The following is a 15,723-nucleotide window of genomic DNA, read 5'->3' as shown; positions in this document are numbered from 1 at the left end:
ACGCTGTCGAAATGTATCGAAACAGCATCTGATCCAAATCTTGTCTTCGACATCCCCGCATATTCGTCCACACAAAAAAATTCCGCCAAAATCGGGAATTTTTTTGTCCCGTTGGGAGGAATTCTGACAAGCCTGCAGAATATATTAAGTTATTGCAAAATGATTGCAAAAAAAAATAATAGAAATTTGCCGAATTCCCGCATTTCGGGAAACGGGGGAACCAATTTCTGGGTGAATTGATCTCGAAAGCAAGGGATCATAGGGAACCTTCAACCGAACCCTCAGCTAACCTCGTAGGCATCCGGAAGGAGCCGTCTTTGTTGAAAAAGGCATTTCTGTTTGTTTTTGCAGCAGTGGCGCTTTTTTGTTTTTCGGCGGGAACCGTTTTTGCGGATTCCAAGCTGGACCGAATGGTAGACGCCGTATCCGATTCGCCTTATCGTTGGGCAGGCACGACGCCGAAGGGCTTCGATTGCTCCGGATTCACCGCCTACATCTTCTCCCAGTTCAACATGGACCTGCCGCACAGCTCGAAAGCGCAAAACTCCGAAGGCTACTGGGTCTCCAAAAGCGATCTTCGCAAAGGCGATCTCGTATTCTTCAACACCGACGGTTCGGGCATCTCCCACGTCGGCATCTACTGGGGCAACGGTGAATTCGTTCATTCCGCCACGAATATCGGCGTGACGATCGACCGGCTCGACAGCAAGTACTATTCGACCCGTTACGTTTCCGCCCGACGCGTGCTGTGGGACGACCTCTACAACGACTTGACGAAAGAGATCGAGGAAGCGCAGTAACACCCATATTCCCAAAAGCCCTGGCTGCGGCAGACCTTCCGGTCCAAACGCGGTTGGGGCTTTTTCCATGCCTCCTGCCGCTCTTACCCTCTTATACCCCGTTCCTTCGCCTATGAAACAGCGGTTAAATCCGCCGCTTCCCAGACAAACTAAACCAACCTTTCGTTCATACCCTTATTGACGTTTCGAACGTCATGGAAGTTTCATCGCACCGAAAAAATATTTTTCCGGGCAATATCGCCAGTTTGCGTCAAGCGCAGGACGTGTAAATTCATCTTGACCCCAATTCAAAACTCAAAGAAGCCCAAAAGGAGGCATCGCAATCATGTCCAAACGATTGAACGGCAAAGCGGCGCTTGTCACCGGCGGCGGCTCGGGCATCGGCCGCGGCGCGGCGCTTGCTTTTGCCCGCCACGGCGCGTCGGTGTGCATCGTAGAGCGCGATAAAGCGCGCGCCGAAGAGACGCGGCACGCAATCGAGCGGGAAGGCGCCGCATGCTTCATTGCGCTGACGGACGTCGCCGACCCGACCGGCGTCGAGGCGGCGTTCGAGCAAGCGAACCGGCAGTTCGGCCGGCTCGATATCGTGTTCGCCAACGCCGGCATCAACGGCGTGCTGGCGCCGATCGAAGAGATGGAGCCCGAGGAATGGAGCCGGACGATCGACATCAACCTGAAAGGCACCTTCCTCACCGTCAAATACGCCGTCCCGCTGCTCAAACAGCAAGGCGGCAGCATCATCGTCACCAGCTCGGTGAACGGCAACCGCATCTTCTCGAACTTCGGCTTCTCGGCCTACAGCACAAGCAAAGCCGGACAAGTCGCGTTTATGAAGATGGCGGCGCTCGAGCTGGCACGGTACCGCATTCGCGTCAACGCTATCTGTCCCGGTGCAATCCGTACGCATATCGACGAGAGCACGCACCCGACGCCGGAAGTGGAGGAAATCCGCATTCCGGTGCAATTCCCGGACGGCGGCGACATACCGCTGACGCATAAGCCCGGGTCGCCCGAGCAGGTAGCCGAGTTGGCGCTGTTCCTCGCCGGCGACGAGTCGTCGCACATCACCGGCACGGAAATTTACATCGACGGCGCCGAATCGTTGATTCGCGGCTGAACCGCCGGCGACCGCAGCGCAAAAAACCGCCCCTCTCGCCGCGGCAGTGCGGGATGGGGCGGTTTTTCATTGCAGCCGCGGCGGCCTATACCGGCGGGCGGTTGACGTCGACTTGCACGACGTTCGACTGCGCAAGCTGCACATTTTTCGAGTTCAATTGTTTCACTTGAATCGATAAACTGTCCTGCTTTTTGAGCAGATCCTTCGTCACCGAAATGACCATCGTGTCGGACGACAAGCTGTCCGGCGCCACCTTCTTGCCGTTTACGACCGCATAAGCGCCGTCGTAGAAGTTTTTGCCGGAGATGGTCAGCTCGATTTCGCCGGAAGCCAGTTCTTTCTGCTCGATACTGGTGATCGCAACGTCCGTAAACTCTTCGTTGTAGCCTTGCACCGGATAGTTGACCAGGAAGTTTTCGTTCGTGATCTGCTGCAGGAACTGTTTCCCAAACAGCGTATCGTATTGCAGATCGCGGTATTGGTTCACTTCGTTCTGGAACGTTTCCGGCACTTGGGCGTGCAGTTCGCCGTCTGCGCCGACGACCAGATTTTTCAGCAGACCGGGCATTTTCGTATATAGATCGTAGTTGAACGCGAACTGCGCCGGCTGCTGCATGCCGAGACGGTCCAGCACGTACGAGCCGAGGAACGAGCTGCTGACCGCCGGCAGCTTCTCCGTCTCCATCGGGAAGTTCGACCACATGACGAGCGGCGTGCTGTGCATCTTCCGGGTTTCTTCAAGCGACCATTCCGCCGAATTGGCGGAGCCGACAAAACCGCCCTGACGGTAAATTTCGTAATCGTAGCCGAGCATCGGCAGGTGATCGCCGTAAAAAACGATGACCGTCGGCTCGTCGGATAAAGAGAAGTGGTCGATCAGCTTCTGCAAGCTTTGATCCGCTTCGTGCGCGCCGTGCGTGTACATCTCCAGCATCGATTTGGAATCGGCCGTCAATTTGTCGCCCGTTGCCGTAATCGGGTTGGTCGAGTAGCGCTCCATGTCGTACGGCCCATGGTTCTGCATCGTGACGCTGTAGATGAACATCGGCTTATCCGTACTGTCGACTTGTTTGATCACGGCGTTCGCCATCTCGTCGTCGGAGATGAAGCCGCCGCTGTAAGATGGATTCGAGAAGTATTCCTTGCTCATGAAGCTTTGGAAGCCGAGATTCTTGTACACGGTGTTGCGGTTCCAGAACCAGCCTTCGTACGTGTGAATCCCCATGCTTTTATACCCTTGATCGCCAAAATAGCTGGCCAGGCTCGGCGTCGGACGGCCGATGTATTGCTGGTACGGAATCGAACCTGCCGGCAGCAGGCTCATCGATTCGCCCGTCAGCACCTCGAACTCGACGTTGGCCGTACCCCCGCCAAACTGGGGCGACAGCAGATAGCCGGACGTTGTCGTTTGCTGCAGCTTGTGGATCGTCGGCAGCGGGTCCTCGCTGAACGTAATGTCGGGAAGCAACGTCGGATCCCAGAACGACTCGCTCATGATGAAGATGACGTTCGGCTGCAAGCCGCCGGATTTGGCCACGGCCACGTCCTCGCGGCCGGCAGTCAGGCTGGCCGGCAGCGCCGCGGCGATCGTCTCCACCGCTGCCTGGTTGTAGCCGGGCGGCTTCGGCACGACCGCGTTTTTCACGTTCATGGCGAAGCCGAGGGTAACGCCGTTGACGTCGTAATTTTGCGCCTGGTTCCAGTTGATGTCCTGGATGCCCAGCTTGTTCGCGACATCGCCCGTCCAGACAGGTTTGAAGCTAAGCGAATACAGCATGAAGCAGGCGACCAGCGCCGCAAGCCCGCGATAGACGATCGGCAGCTTCAGCTTCGGCAGGAACAGCCGGAACAGCATGACAGCCAGCGCAATCGCCACGACATACGCCAGCTTGAGCATGGCGGAGGTGCCGGTTACGAGCGGAATAATGTCCATGCCCTCTTTCTTGAGAAACAGGTCCCAGGGCATAAACGGGTCGCCGATGAGCTTCGTTTTATAATAACTGACGAGCGAAACGACGAATAATAAAAGCGCGGTCAACGACAGGCCAAGGAATAACGAGCCGACGAGACAATAAATCAGCAGCAGGACAAAAAAGTCGATCCCCGCATTCATGTAGTAGGAGTGGCGGTTTCCGTCGATCCACGTCCATACCGCATGCGCCGAACCGCGTTGGATCAGCTCCACGCCGGCGGCGAGCAGCAGCGCCCCCGCAACGAGCAGCACGGCTCCGAACAGCAGCGACAACGGACGATGCGCGGCAAAAAACGCCGTGGTGCGTTTCCTGATTTTTTTGACTACAGTCACAAGAGGTTCTCTCCCTTCTTTCTTTCTCTCGCTTGACGCGCGGCAGCAAACAAGCAGTCCCAAACAACTCGTTATGGGCAGTATAGGGAGATTTTATTAATGCTTCATTAGAGTTTCCTTACATTTCCATATCTAGATTCAGGAAAACGATGCAGCAACTTCCACCTCCGCGGGGCCGCGCCGAATAAGCCGGCGCACGCGGCAACCGGCTTTGTCGTCTTTTGATTAGTAACCTTAACGCGAAGCAATGAAACGTTTTTAATGAAACTTTAATGTTCGCGGCGCGAGTTCGTTTACGGCTCCAGCATGACTTTCAGCACAGAGGGGTCGCGTTTTTCGATCAGGCGCAGCGCGGCTTCGTATTCGGACAACGCAAAATGATGCGTGATCAGATCGGTAACCGGCAAAGAGGTCGATTCCATCCAGTCAACGACGGCGTCCCAGACGCCCGGGCTGCTGAGCGAGCCGTGAATGACCATGTCGTTGTCGACGATTTTGTTGGCGTCGATGCGCGGCAGCTTTTCGCCGTAAGTGCCGAGCAGCAGTACCTTGCTGCCGGGGCCGACGATGGAAAATAGCTGCTCGCACGCTTCGGCGTTGCCCGACGCTTCGACCACCGCGCTGAACAAGTCGCCGTTCGTCGCTTCAAGCGCCCGCTCTGCGTACGATTCCCTGCTCAAATCGATGATTTCGTCCGCGCCGAGCTTGAGGCCGAGCTGCAGCCGGCTTTCCTGAAAGCCGACCAGCACGACCTTGCGCACGCCGCGATGTTTGGCAGCCGCTACCGTCAGCAGCCCGATCGTGCCGGGCCCGATGACGGCCAGCGTATCCTGCTGCGACAGGCCGAGCTTCTCCAGGCCGCGGAACGCGACCGCCGACGGTTCGATCAGGCACGCCTGGTCGTAGCTGAGCCGGCTGTCGAACCGGTGCATGCCGTGAACCGGGAACGCCATGTACTCGCAGGCGGCGCCGTTTTTGCCGAAGATGCCGTTCTCGGACAGCCGCTCGCACATGTTGTAAGCGCCGCTCCGGCACCTGCGGCAGCGGCCGCAGGAAATCGTCGTTTCGCCGACGACCCGGTCGCCGATGCGGTAGCCGCTTACTGCGCCGCCGAGCTCGACGATTTCGCCGGCCCATTCGTGACCGGGGATAATCGGGAATTTAGCCTTGTGGATATGCCCGTGAAACATCTCCACATCCGTGCCGCAAATGCCGATCCGCCGGATGCGGACGATCACTTCGTCCGGGCCGCAAACCGGACGCTCCACCTGGCGGTAGGCCAGTTGCCCGGGCGCTTCAAAAACGATGGCGTTCATCCTGTTATCGTTCATCTTCATATAGCCTCCTCTGTGTCATCTGTGTGTCGCCGTCAAGCGGGCGAGCAGCGGGTTGCCGGCCACCTCCGCCGCCAATCGCTCCTTCACCAGCGCCGCCGCCCCGATCGCTTCCAGTTCGGGAATCGGGTTCTGCAACACCGTCAGCCCGCCGCCCCGCAGCCAGGCCGACTTGGCGTACACCCCGTCAACCAATTCGGCGAACAACTCCGGAAAATGAGGCAGCCAGTCGTTCTGCACAATCATCAACTCGGGATCGTACGCCTTGACCGCAATATCGAGCGCAAGGCCAACGAACGCGGCGGTTTCGCGGAAAATGCGTTGCGCCGTGCGATCGCCTTCGCGCGCCAGCGCCACATAGTCGGCAAGCTGCCTTGGAGCGGCGGCTCCCGCTTGCGGCAGAGCGGCTTGCAGCCTGGCCAGCACGGCGCGGTTCGAAGCGACGGTTTCGATGCAGCCGCGGCCGCCGCAATTGCACGGCGCGCCGTTGTAATCGACGGTCATATGGCCGATTTCGCCGACGTTCGCATGTTTGCCGCGCACGACCTTCCCTTGCGCCATGACCCCCGTGCCGACACCGTCGCCGATGGACAGGTAAACGGCGTCCGCCCGCTCTTTCATCAGCCCCAGCCATTTGGCCGCAAGAATCGTGCCGCAGTTGTCGTTGTCGGGAATAACGTCGACGCCAAGCCGTTCCTCCAGCAGCCGCTTCAGCGGGATGCCGCGCCAATGCGGCACGTTGGTCAGGTTGAGCACCGTGCCGCCCGCGTAATCGACCTGACCCGGCAGCGATATGCCGACGGCGAGCACTTGCTCTGCGCCGACTCCGCTGTCGCGGACGGCGGCTTCGATCTCCGCCGCCAGCCGTTCGATGACGGACGGGTTGTAGACGAGGTCGGCATCGCAGCGGCGTCCGTGCAGCAGCGTCAGCCGCAAATCGTAGACGCCGACATGAAAGCCGCGAATGCCGACGTGAACGCCGACGATCGAGCCGAATGCGGCGTTCATCCGGTAGAGCGCCGCTTTCCTGCCGCCGTTCGAACGAGCGGCGCCCTGCTCGACGACGAAGCCTGCGGCGAGCCATTCATTCACCGCATGGTGCACGGTGACCCCGGTCAGTTCGGTCCGTTCGGCGAGCTCCGGCTTCGTAAACGACTCCTTGCGCCAAATCGCATTAATCAGCTCAAGCAAATTGCCGCGTTTCAGTTCTGCTGCGCTGGCCATCGTGCCTCCACTCTTTATTAATTTATTTAATAAAGTCCTTATGGAAATTATTTTAGTCTCCGGCCGGCGGTGCCGTCAACTGATTTTAGAGGCTGAGGTGCGCCCTCCTCCAGTTCGGTTTTGGACAAGGAGGGAGCTTCAATGTAAACAGGTTAACGCGGCACAATAAGGGAATGGCGAAAATAAGCCACTTTTTATGGCCTATTTCATCAATAATAGACAGTCACCTCAAAATAGCCAGTGATTTCACTGGTTATTCGTGTCCATCTGCCCGAATTGAGGCTGTTTGACCGAAATAACCAGTGTTTTCACTGGCTATTTTCGATGAGACCTCCGAAATGGGGGCAATAAGCCATTTAATATGGCCTATTTTGCCCCAAGCCGCCCAAGCCGAGCGATGAGGTGGTCAGAAACGCTCCAGTGACGCAAATGAGGGCTTGAAATGGCATGGGACGTTGTCGCTTGAGCCCATGCTCGAGCCAGGCCCCCCCCTTCCTCTGGAGCGGAGCAACCAGTATATGGATCAGCAATCGATTAACCCGAAAACATTCGGAGCTTCTTCCTCTCAACAACCCTTTACAGACCGACGGTCGGTATGCTATATTGATTTCACAACAAACCGACGGTCGGTTTACAAATAACGAGGAGGATATCCCCATGACAGCTCCCAATGCCAGCTTCCAGTCGATTATGGAGGCAGCAGAAGCGCTTATTCAGGAGAAAGGCTGCCGCCAGACGACGCTGCAGGACATCATCGGGCGCACCGGCTTGTCCAAGGGCGCCATCTACCATTACGTCTCGGGCAAGGACGAACTGTTCGGCCTGGTGCTGAAAGCGCGCGTCGAACAGCTCAACGCCCGTTTCGCCGCCACAGTTGCGAGTCCACAAACGAACGGACTGGACAACCCGCTTCGGCTGATCGCCGAAAGCATGGTCCGTTCCGCGAGTCATGAGGATGTCGGCAACAAAATTTTTCTCTACATGCTGAGCCAGACCGACCAGCCGAAAATTGCCGCCATGGTGCGGGAAGTGTATGAATATACGCTGCAAACGTGCGCGAGCTGGATCGACGTGGGCAAAATGCATGGCGCGATCCCGGCCGCCGTCGACAGCGCCAGAATCGCAGAATCGCTGATGACGTTCGTGTACGGCATGAGGGTGCAAAATACGATTCTGCAGGAGCCAAGCCGGATGACCGTGCAGGATTTGATGGCGTTCATGGCGCGCACGCTGCAGTGAGGGAGCCGGAACATCAATGCTGAACAAAAAATGGTTGCTGCCCGTCATTTACATCGCCGCCTATTTGCTCACCCTATATGTGGTCATCCAATACGTCGTTTACAAACCCGAACAAGCCGCCATGGTGTCAGCCAAGCTTGCGGACGCTTCGTTCCCTTATGCGATGTGGAAGCTTTTCTTCTACCCGCACATCGCGCTCGGCGTCGCAGCGCTGTTGATCGGCGCCTGGCAGCTGACGCAGCGGAGCCGCCGCAATCCGAAGCGGCACAAGCAGCTGGGGCGAATATATGGAGCAGCGATTCTGCTCAATGTGCTGGCCGTGCCTTACATCGCTTTGTTTGCCACCGGCGGAACGCCAGCCACGATCGCTTTCCTGTTCCTCGATCTTGTCTGGTTCGGAACGACGGCGATCGGCATTCGCCACATCGTCCGCGGCCGTGTCGCCGCCCATCGGCAATGGATGCTGCGCAGCTATGCGGTCACCTTCGTCTTCGTCACGTTCCGCATCGTACTGGGGATCGCGGAGCTGTCGTTCGACGCGCCGCAAAGCGTTACGTTCCCGTTGTCCGTCTATCTTTCGATCGCCCTGAACCTGATCGTGACCGAACTGTATCTGCGAAAAGCGCAACCGAAACGCGCCATTTCCACTATTGAAGGAGCTATCTGACCATGTCCAGACCGATGTACATCATTGTTACCTTGCTGATTAATGGCGTTGTTCCCTGGTTGCTGTACATGTGGCTGTCCGAATATATGAACGGGCTCGGCGCACTGACGATCGCCACCCTCGTTCCGTTGTTCGACAACATCGTTCACCTGATCCGGCATCACAAGCTGGACGCCTTCGGCGCTTTGATGCTGTCCACCTTCATCCTGACGTTCGTGCTGGTATTGATCGGCGGCAGCGAAAAGCTGCTGCTCGTCCGCGAATCGCTTGTCACCGCCGCGGTCGGACTCGCGTTCCTCGCATCCCTGCTGTTCCGCCGGCCGTTGATGTATTATTTGGCGCTGCGTTTTGTCGGCAACAACGATTTTCCGGCCAGTTGGCAATATGGCTATTTCCGCTTCGTGATGCGGCTGATGACGTTCGTCTGGGGGATCATGCTTACCGGGGAAGCGGCCGTTCGCATCGCGATGGTGTATCGGATGGATACGGAACGTTATCTCGCCTTGTCGAATTTCGTGCTGTACGGATTCATTGGCGCCGCCGTGCTGTGGACGCTCGTTTACCGCCGCCACTCCGCCGCGAAATTCAAACGCATCAAGCTGCGGGTCGCGTAACGGCGTCGAGCACAAGCGAAAGGAGGAGATGGCACCATGTCGGCCATCCTGCAATTGACCGAACAGGACTTGCCGGACCTGCGAGCCTTGTATCGATCCGTGGCGGCGGTTCTGCGCGCGAACGGCGTCCGCCAGTGGGACCGGTTCTACCCGAACCGGTTCGTAATCCGCGGCGACTTGAAGCGGGAAACCGCATTTGGCGCTTGCGACGGCAACGGCCGCATCGTCGGCGCCGTTGTCGTCGATCGCCGCCAGACGGGCCGGTACAGCGGCCTGCCGTGGTCCGACCGCGCCGGAGAACCGGCATGCATCCACCGGCTGGCGGTGCATCCGGAGCACCAGGGACGGGGCATCGGCAAAAGGCTGCTGCAATTCGCCGAGCAGCGGGCGCGGGAGACGGGAGGCACGAGCATCCGGCTCGACGTCTATACCGGCAATCCCGGAGCGGTCGAGCTGTACCGCCGGGCCGGGTATGCCGAAGTCGGCACGATCCGCTTCCCGCTGCGCAAGGAGCCGTATTTATGCATGGAGAAGCGTCTGTAATGCAACGGCCCGTACTTCCCGCACAGGCAGCGCTAATTCAGCACGATACGTTCCCCTTCCGGCCCGAAACGGTACGCTTCGAACAGCTTGGCGATTTCCAGCGACGCGTCCAGCGTTCCTTTCACCGGCGGCGTGTCCGCCAGCACGCTTTCGCAGAAGTGAACGATCTCCGGCACGTAACCGAGGTAGAAGATGTTCTTGTTGTACAGCTGGCCAAGCGAAAATTCCGGCTCCCAGACGAGCGGGGCGGTTTCGTCCGGCACGATGTACGAGGCGCTGCGGCCGTAAGCGGGGCGGTTTGCCTTGCGATAATAAGTCAGCTTCACCCCGTTGTCGACCACGACATTGGCGTTCTCGCCGACAATTTCCAGCCGCTCGAGCGGGCTGGACCCCGAGATGCCCGCCGTCAGATGCATCGTGCCGACAGCGCCGGACTCGAATCGCAGGTTGGTAACGGAGCCTCCGTTGAACGGCTCGCGATCGTAGACCAGGCTGGAAACCCGCCCCATCAAATAGTGAAGGATCGCCCCGGGATGATAGATGTGGTCGAGGAAGCTTGTCATCTTTTTCAACACGGCGCGATCCTCGGCCGCAGGCAGCGCTTGCGGATAACGGACGTAAATCGAAGCCGGCCGGCCGAATTCCGGCGAGGAAATGAGCTGTTTCGTTTTTTCGATGGCGGGGAAAAACACTTTCTTCAATCCGGTCATCACAAATTTGTTCGCGGCGCGCCCGGCCTCCCGCAGCGCCTCGATTTCTTCGACGCTGGCCGCTGTCGGTTTCTCCATCCACACGTGCACGCCGCGGCGCAAAGCGTCAAGGGCCAGATCGGTCGCTTGCACGCGCCCGTCCGGGTGATAGGCGGTGACGATGAACACGGCGTCCGGCTGTTCCTTCTCCAGCATCTCGTTTGCATCGCTGTAGTGGCGAAGCGCGCCGAACTGCCTGGCGTAATCCGCCGCCCGCTGCTCATTCTGGTCGCAGATGGCCACAAGGTCGACCGGCGCATACGGAAACGCGGCGTACACATTGCGGAACGAATGCCCGCCGGCACCGATAAAGCAGGCTTTGATCTTGCGTTCGAATTCGAAATTGTACTTCACATGAAACTGATGCATGCCAACCCCTCCAATGGATGAGCCGAGCCGCGCCCCGCCTGGAACACGCTCGGCCGAGATGGAACTGCAAGCCGACCAGATTCGGCATCTGGCTGTAAGCGATCGTTTCAACAAGGGGAATTATAGTTCAACTCGGTTGAATTAGTCAACTACGGTTTTTTTGCCGCGGCGGCCTTCAAAATTGGAGCTTGACAAAACAGCCATCGTTTTTTATTGTTTTAGTTAGTTAGGATTACTTAGTAATAGAAGCTTCTATCGAAGCACTTCGAAGAAGTTGGCCCGGCTTTAGCGTTAACTTTTCATGCCGAATCAGGAAGTTCCGCTCCGAAGCTTATCCTTTCTGATTCTGTAATGAAGAAGCGTCCCGGACCCCATTTTAGCGCAGAGGAAGAATGATTTATGGAACGAGGCACTCCCCAAACGATATCGCGCATGAACAAAAAACTGATCGTTCGCAGCCTGCTCCAGCACGGCCCGACTTCGCGCGCGGACTTGGTCAAGCGGCTGAACATGAGCTTCCCTTCGCTGTCGGCCAATGTCCGGGAGCTGCTCGCACACGGCTTGCTCTACGAAGGAAGCGCCGGCAACACGAACAGCATCGGCCGCAATTCCACCTTGGTGTGCGTCAACGAGCATTTTCGTTATGCGGCGGGAATCAACGCGGAGCTGGGCCATTTTCAGGTGGCGGTGGCCGATTTTGCCGGAACGATCATTCATTACGAAGAAGTCCCGTCCAAGCAAACCGGCAGCATGATGGAAATCGCCCGGGAAATCGTCGCGATTCTGGGCGGCATCGACGGGCGCTTCCCCGGATTTCTCGAACGATTGGCCGCGGTAGCGCTCGGCATGCACGGCGTCAAGAGCGAAGCAAGAGCCAAAAACTACTTGCACTTGAAAAACGATCCGACCGATATCGAAGCGGAATTGACGAAACGGCTGTCCGCCCGCGTCATCGTCGACAACGATGTGAATATGGCGGTGCTCGGGGAAAAATGGAACCATCTCGGCGACCGCTACGAGCATATCGTGTTCGTCAATATCGACGACGGCATCGGCGCCGGCATCATCCTCGGCAACGAGCTGTTCCGCGGCAGCCAGAACGCGGCCGGCGAGCTCGGCAACATGCTGCTCGATCCGGCTCAATGCCTGATGGAGTTTAAAGAGGAAGGCGCGCTGGAAACGCTCGTCTTCGGCCGCGACGACGGCGACGAACCGAACGGCGACTTGCTGTCGCCGCGCCGCATCGCCTACATCGCGATGATGCTCGTCAACCTGATCTGCATGCTGAATCCGCAGCTTGTGATCATCGGCGGGCGGCACGCCGCATCGGTCATGCGGCATCGCGCCGAGCTCGAGCGCATTCTGGAGAAGCATACGCCGGTCGAGCCTCCGCCGCTGATCGAATCGCAGGCCGGCCGCAAAGCCGCCGTTTACGGCGCCCTCAGCGTGGCGCTCGAGCAAGCGCGCGGCGATGCGCTCAATCAATTGTAGCGGCAGCGGGCCGCAAACGCGAAGAACGAAGAAAGCGGGGAAACGCGTCCATGCACCAGTCCATTCGCAAGCTGTATGTCAACGCCACGATTTATTTGCCCGAGGGGCCGGTCCGGGGAGGGAAACTGCTGGTCGGTCCGACCGGCCGGATTGAAGGCGTCGGCGATGCCGACTGGCAGCCGCCGCCGGACGAACCGGCGCCAATCGTGGACGCCGGCGGTTTCGGCATCATGCCCGGCTTGATCGACGTGCATGTTCACGGCGGCGGCGGCTTCCAGATGATGGACGCCACTTTTGAAAGCGTTAACGGCATGAGCCGGTTTCACGCCGCCCACGGCACGACGGCTTTTCTCGCCACGACCGGAACTGCCTCCGTCGCCGACACGCGGAGCGCGGTGCGGAACGCGGTCGCCGCGATGGCCGCCGGTACGGACGGAGCCGAATTGCTCGGCATCCATCTCGAAGGGCCGTTCCTGAATGCCGTGCGGGCCGGAGCGCAGAATAAGGCGCACCTCCGCCCGGCAACGATCGCGGAGCTGGAGCTGTATGCGGCGGACGCCCCCGGCGCAATCCGGCAAATGACGATCGCCCCGGAAATCGAAGGGGCGGCGGAAGCGATCCGCTGGCTGCTCGAACGGGGCATCGCCGTGTCGCTCGGCCACTCCGACGCCACTTACGCGCAGGCCGAAGAAGCCGTGCGTCTGGGCGCGACGATGACGACCCACCATTTTAACGGCATGCGGCCGCTGCACCACCGCGAACCCGGCCTGACCGGAGCCGGACTGGCGCTGCCGCAGCTCACAACCGAGCTGATAGCCGACGGCATCCACGTCCATCCCGCGGTAGTCAAGCTGCTGTTCGACCTGAAGACCGCTGACGGCGTATGCGCCATTACCGATGCCGTCTCCTGCGCCGGTCTGCCGGACGGCGAATACGGGCACAAGGTGATGACGAACGGCGCGATTTACCTGAAGGACGGCTCCAGCCTCGCCGGCAGCTCGCTGACGATGATCGCCGCCCTGCGCAACGCGTTGCGTTTCACCGGGTATGCGCCGGAGCGGGTGCTGCCTTCCTTCACCACAGTACCCGCCCGGCTGACCGGTGCGCAGCATCGCAAAGGAGCGCTGGCGGTCGGTATGGACGCCGATTTTATCGTGGTCGATGCCGATTTGCAGCTGCAGGCCACTTACGTGAAAGGGCGGCAAGTGTATGGACGCTGACCAAATACTTGTCGGGGTCGATATCGGCGGCACGAACACGGTGATCGGCGTGCTCGACGACACGCTGACCGTGCTCGGCACATGCCGGATCGACACGGCCGCCTTTCCCGGCGCGGCGGCGCCCGGCCATCCGGCCCCGTTCCTCGACCGGCTGGCCGGCGCGATCCGCGAGCTGGCCGCGGCAACCGGCGACGGCCGGCGCATCGGCCGTGTCGGCCTCGGCGTGCCGGGCCGCGTCGACTCGGAATGCGGCGTTGTGCTCGGCGCCTCCAATCTGGGCTGGCGCAATGTCCCGCTGGCGGCGGAGATGGCCCGGCGCCTCGACAGGCCGGTCGCCATCGACAACGATGTGCGCCTGTACTTGCTCGGCGAAGCGATTGCCGGGGCCGGCCGGGGCTACCGCAACATCGTGTGCCTGACGCTCGGCACCGGCATGGCGATGAGCCTGATGCTGGACGGCAGGCTGATCCGCGGGCACAACTACAACGCCGGGGAGATCGGCCACGATCCGGTCGAAGGCAACGAATGGCGCTGCAATTGCGGCCAGATCGGCTGCCTGGAGACGATCGCTTCGGCAACCGGCATCGCTCGTCTCGCCCGCGCCAAAGTGCGGGAAGGCGCGGCAACGCTGCTCGCGCGGCTGCCGGAGCCGCAGCGCCTCTCCTCCCACGACGTCTACCAGGCGTGCCTGCAAGGAGACGAAGTGGCGCGAAGCGTCTTCGCCTTTGTCGGCGCGACGCTCGGCAAGAAGCTGCTGACCGCCATCTGCCTGCTCGATCCGGAAATTGTCATTGTCGGCGGCGGCGCGGCCGCAGCCGGTCCGTTCCTGCTCGACCCGCTGCGCTCGTTCATCGCCGGCCATTACTTCCAGCGGGAGCGGCCGCCGAAGCTGTGCGCCGGACAGCTCGGCGACGAAGCCGGCGTCGTGGGCGCCGCCTATTTTGCCGCCGTTCACGGGCGGCAGGCGGAACAGGAGCTTTTGCCCGGAAAGGAAGGATTTCGTTTGCCCATCGGCCCTCTTTAGTTAGTAATGCTAAGTAACAATCTCGACGTTAGCCCGCCTTATTTTCCGGACCATGCTCGACTTGCCAACCAAACTGCCATGAAAGGGGTGCGTCTTTCGTGATCCGCAGGCTCGGTCTGTCCCGCAGCGGCGCCTGGAAGCACCGGTACTTGTTCCTGCTGATGCTGCCCGGACTCGTCTATTTTCTCGTCTTCAAGTACGCGCCGCTGTGGGGAGTGCTCATCTCGTTCCAGGACTACTCCCCTTACCGCGGCTTCTGGCACAGCGACTGGGTGGGGTTCAAGCATTTTGCCCGCTTCTTCTCCCATCCCGACTTCTACCTGCTGCTGCGCAACACGGTGGCGATCAACCTGTTCAACCTTGTGTTTTTCTTCCCGCTGCCGATCATCCTTTCGCTGCTGCTCAATGAGCTGCGGTCGGAGCTTTACAAACGGGTGCTGCAATCGATCGTCTATTTGCCGCACTTTCTGTCCTGGGTCATCATTTTCGGGATGACGTACTTGTTCCTGTCGCAGCAGAACGGCTTGGTCAACCAGCTCATCGCCCACTTCGGCGGGGAAACCGTCGGCTTCATGACCGACTCCCGCCTGTTCTGGCCGCTCCTGACGCTGCAGAGCATCTGGAAGGAAGCCGGCTGGGGCACGGTCATTTTCCTTGCGGCGATCGCCGGCGTCGACACGCAGCAGTACGAAGCGGCGGTGATGGACGGCGCGAACCGGTTTCGCCAGATGTGGCACATCACGCTGCCGGCGATCCGCAACGTTGTCGTCATCCTGCTGATTCTGCGCATGGGCAACATTATGGACGCCGGCTTCGAGCAGGTGTTCCTGATGATGAACGGCGCCGTCTCGCAAGTGGCGGACATTATCGATACTTACGTGTACCGCGCCGGCATCCAGCAAGGAGAATTCAGCTACAGCACCGCCGTCGGGCTGTTCAAATCGCTGATCGGCTTCGTCATGGCGCTATCTGCGAACCGGCTGGCCAAACGCTTCGGCGACGGCGGCATTTATTAAATGAGAGGGGC

14 protein-coding genes and 1 riboswitch are annotated in these 15,723 nt (G+C 59.5%); of the genes, 10 read left to right on the top strand and 4 right to left on the bottom strand.

What is annotated here, in order from left to right:
- Positions 1–177: 177 nt before the first annotated feature.
- Positions 178–315, top strand: a riboswitch (cyclic di-AMP (ydaO/yuaA leader).
- A 5-nt stretch (positions 316–320) separates the two neighbouring features.
- Both EXY20_RS22915 and EXY20_RS22910 read left to right on the top strand, forming a co-directional pair.
- Positions 321–800, top strand: a complete 480-nt coding sequence (locus EXY20_RS22915; RefSeq protein WP_235886154.1) for a C40 family peptidase — start codon at positions 321–323, stop codon at positions 798–800.
- Positions 801–1,122: 322 nt separating this feature from the next.
- Positions 1,123–1,917 carry an SDR family oxidoreductase gene (locus EXY20_RS22910; RefSeq protein WP_135554439.1) on the top strand — a complete coding sequence of 265 codons (795 nt, stop codon included), beginning with the start codon at positions 1,123–1,125 and terminating at the stop codon, positions 1,915–1,917.
- Positions 1,918–2,002: 85 nt separating this feature from the next.
- On the opposite strand, the gene EXY20_RS22905 is transcribed toward EXY20_RS22910, so the two are convergent.
- From EXY20_RS22905 to EXY20_RS22895, 3 genes are all read right to left on the bottom strand, one after another.
- Positions 2,003–4,222 carry an LTA synthase family protein gene (locus tag EXY20_RS22905; RefSeq protein ID WP_135554438.1) on the bottom strand — a complete coding sequence of 740 codons (2,220 nt, stop codon included), beginning with the start codon at positions 4,220–4,222 and terminating at the stop codon, positions 2,003–2,005.
- Positions 4,223–4,515: 293 nt separating this feature from the next.
- On the bottom strand, positions 4,516–5,553 hold the full coding sequence (locus tag EXY20_RS22900) for a zinc-dependent alcohol dehydrogenase (protein ID WP_167859447.1): 1,038 nt from the start codon (positions 5,551–5,553) through the stop codon (positions 4,516–4,518).
- Between the two features lie 21 nt (positions 5,554–5,574).
- Entirely contained in the window at positions 5,575–6,780 is a 1,206-nt protein-coding gene (locus tag EXY20_RS22895) for an ROK family protein (RefSeq protein ID WP_135554436.1), read from the bottom strand.
- 657 nt (positions 6,781–7,437) lie between these two features.
- Between EXY20_RS22895 and EXY20_RS22890 the strand changes: the two genes are divergently transcribed.
- Genes EXY20_RS22890 through EXY20_RS22875 form a run of 4 tightly spaced genes read left to right on the top strand, consistent with a single transcriptional unit; the run spans position 7,438 to position 9,843 of the window.
- Positions 7,438–8,019: a TetR/AcrR family transcriptional regulator gene (locus tag EXY20_RS22890; RefSeq protein ID WP_167859446.1), complete on the top strand. Its 582-nt coding sequence runs from the start codon at positions 7,438–7,440 to the stop codon at positions 8,017–8,019.
- Between the two features lie 16 nt (positions 8,020–8,035).
- Complete coding sequence (locus EXY20_RS22885) at positions 8,036–8,686, top strand: DUF2306 domain-containing protein (RefSeq protein ID WP_135554434.1); 651 nt, start codon at positions 8,036–8,038, stop codon at positions 8,684–8,686.
- A 2-nt stretch (positions 8,687–8,688) separates the two neighbouring features.
- Positions 8,689–9,300 (top strand): VC0807 family protein, encoded by a 612-nt coding sequence (locus EXY20_RS22880; protein ID WP_135554433.1) that lies wholly within the window; start codon positions 8,689–8,691, stop codon positions 9,298–9,300.
- Between the two features lie 36 nt (positions 9,301–9,336).
- The gene (locus EXY20_RS22875; RefSeq protein ID WP_135554432.1) at positions 9,337–9,843 is read left to right on the top strand and encodes a GNAT family N-acetyltransferase; all 507 of its coding nucleotides are present in this window, start codon (positions 9,337–9,339) and stop codon (positions 9,841–9,843) included.
- 32 nt (positions 9,844–9,875) lie between these two features.
- Here the strand turns inward: EXY20_RS22875 and EXY20_RS22870 are convergent, their stop codons facing one another.
- Positions 9,876–10,961 (bottom strand): Gfo/Idh/MocA family protein, encoded by a 1,086-nt coding sequence (locus EXY20_RS22870; protein ID WP_135554431.1) that lies wholly within the window; start codon positions 10,959–10,961, stop codon positions 9,876–9,878.
- Between the two features lie 399 nt (positions 10,962–11,360).
- Here EXY20_RS22870 and EXY20_RS22865 point away from each other — a divergent pair, with 399 nt between their 5' ends.
- The 4 genes from EXY20_RS22865 (at position 11,361) to EXY20_RS22850 (ending at position 15,712) form a co-directional block, all read left to right on the top strand.
- A complete protein-coding gene (locus tag EXY20_RS22865; protein WP_135554430.1) occupies positions 11,361–12,452 on the top strand; it encodes an ROK family protein in 1,092 nt (363 codons plus the stop codon).
- Positions 12,453–12,502: 50 nt separating this feature from the next.
- The gene (gene nagA / locus EXY20_RS22860) at positions 12,503–13,672 is read left to right on the top strand and encodes an N-acetylglucosamine-6-phosphate deacetylase (protein WP_135554429.1); all 1,170 of its coding nucleotides are present in this window, start codon (positions 12,503–12,505) and stop codon (positions 13,670–13,672) included.
- A complete protein-coding gene (locus EXY20_RS22855) occupies positions 13,662–14,696 on the top strand; it encodes an ROK family protein (RefSeq protein ID WP_135554428.1) in 1,035 nt (344 codons plus the stop codon). Before nagA ends, EXY20_RS22855 begins: the two co-directional genes overlap by 11 nt.
- Positions 14,697–14,857: 161 nt before the next feature.
- A complete protein-coding gene (locus EXY20_RS22850; protein WP_135554484.1) occupies positions 14,858–15,712 on the top strand; it encodes an ABC transporter permease in 855 nt (284 codons plus the stop codon).
- The last annotated feature ends 11 nt before the right edge of the window (positions 15,713–15,723 follow it).

It is taken from the genome of Paenibacillus cymbidii (assembly GCF_004764705.1).
Classification (GTDB): Bacteria; Bacillota; Bacilli; order Paenibacillales; family NBRC-103111; genus Paenibacillus_AN; species Paenibacillus_AN cymbidii.
This window is presented reverse-complemented; position numbering and strand designations above follow the sequence as displayed.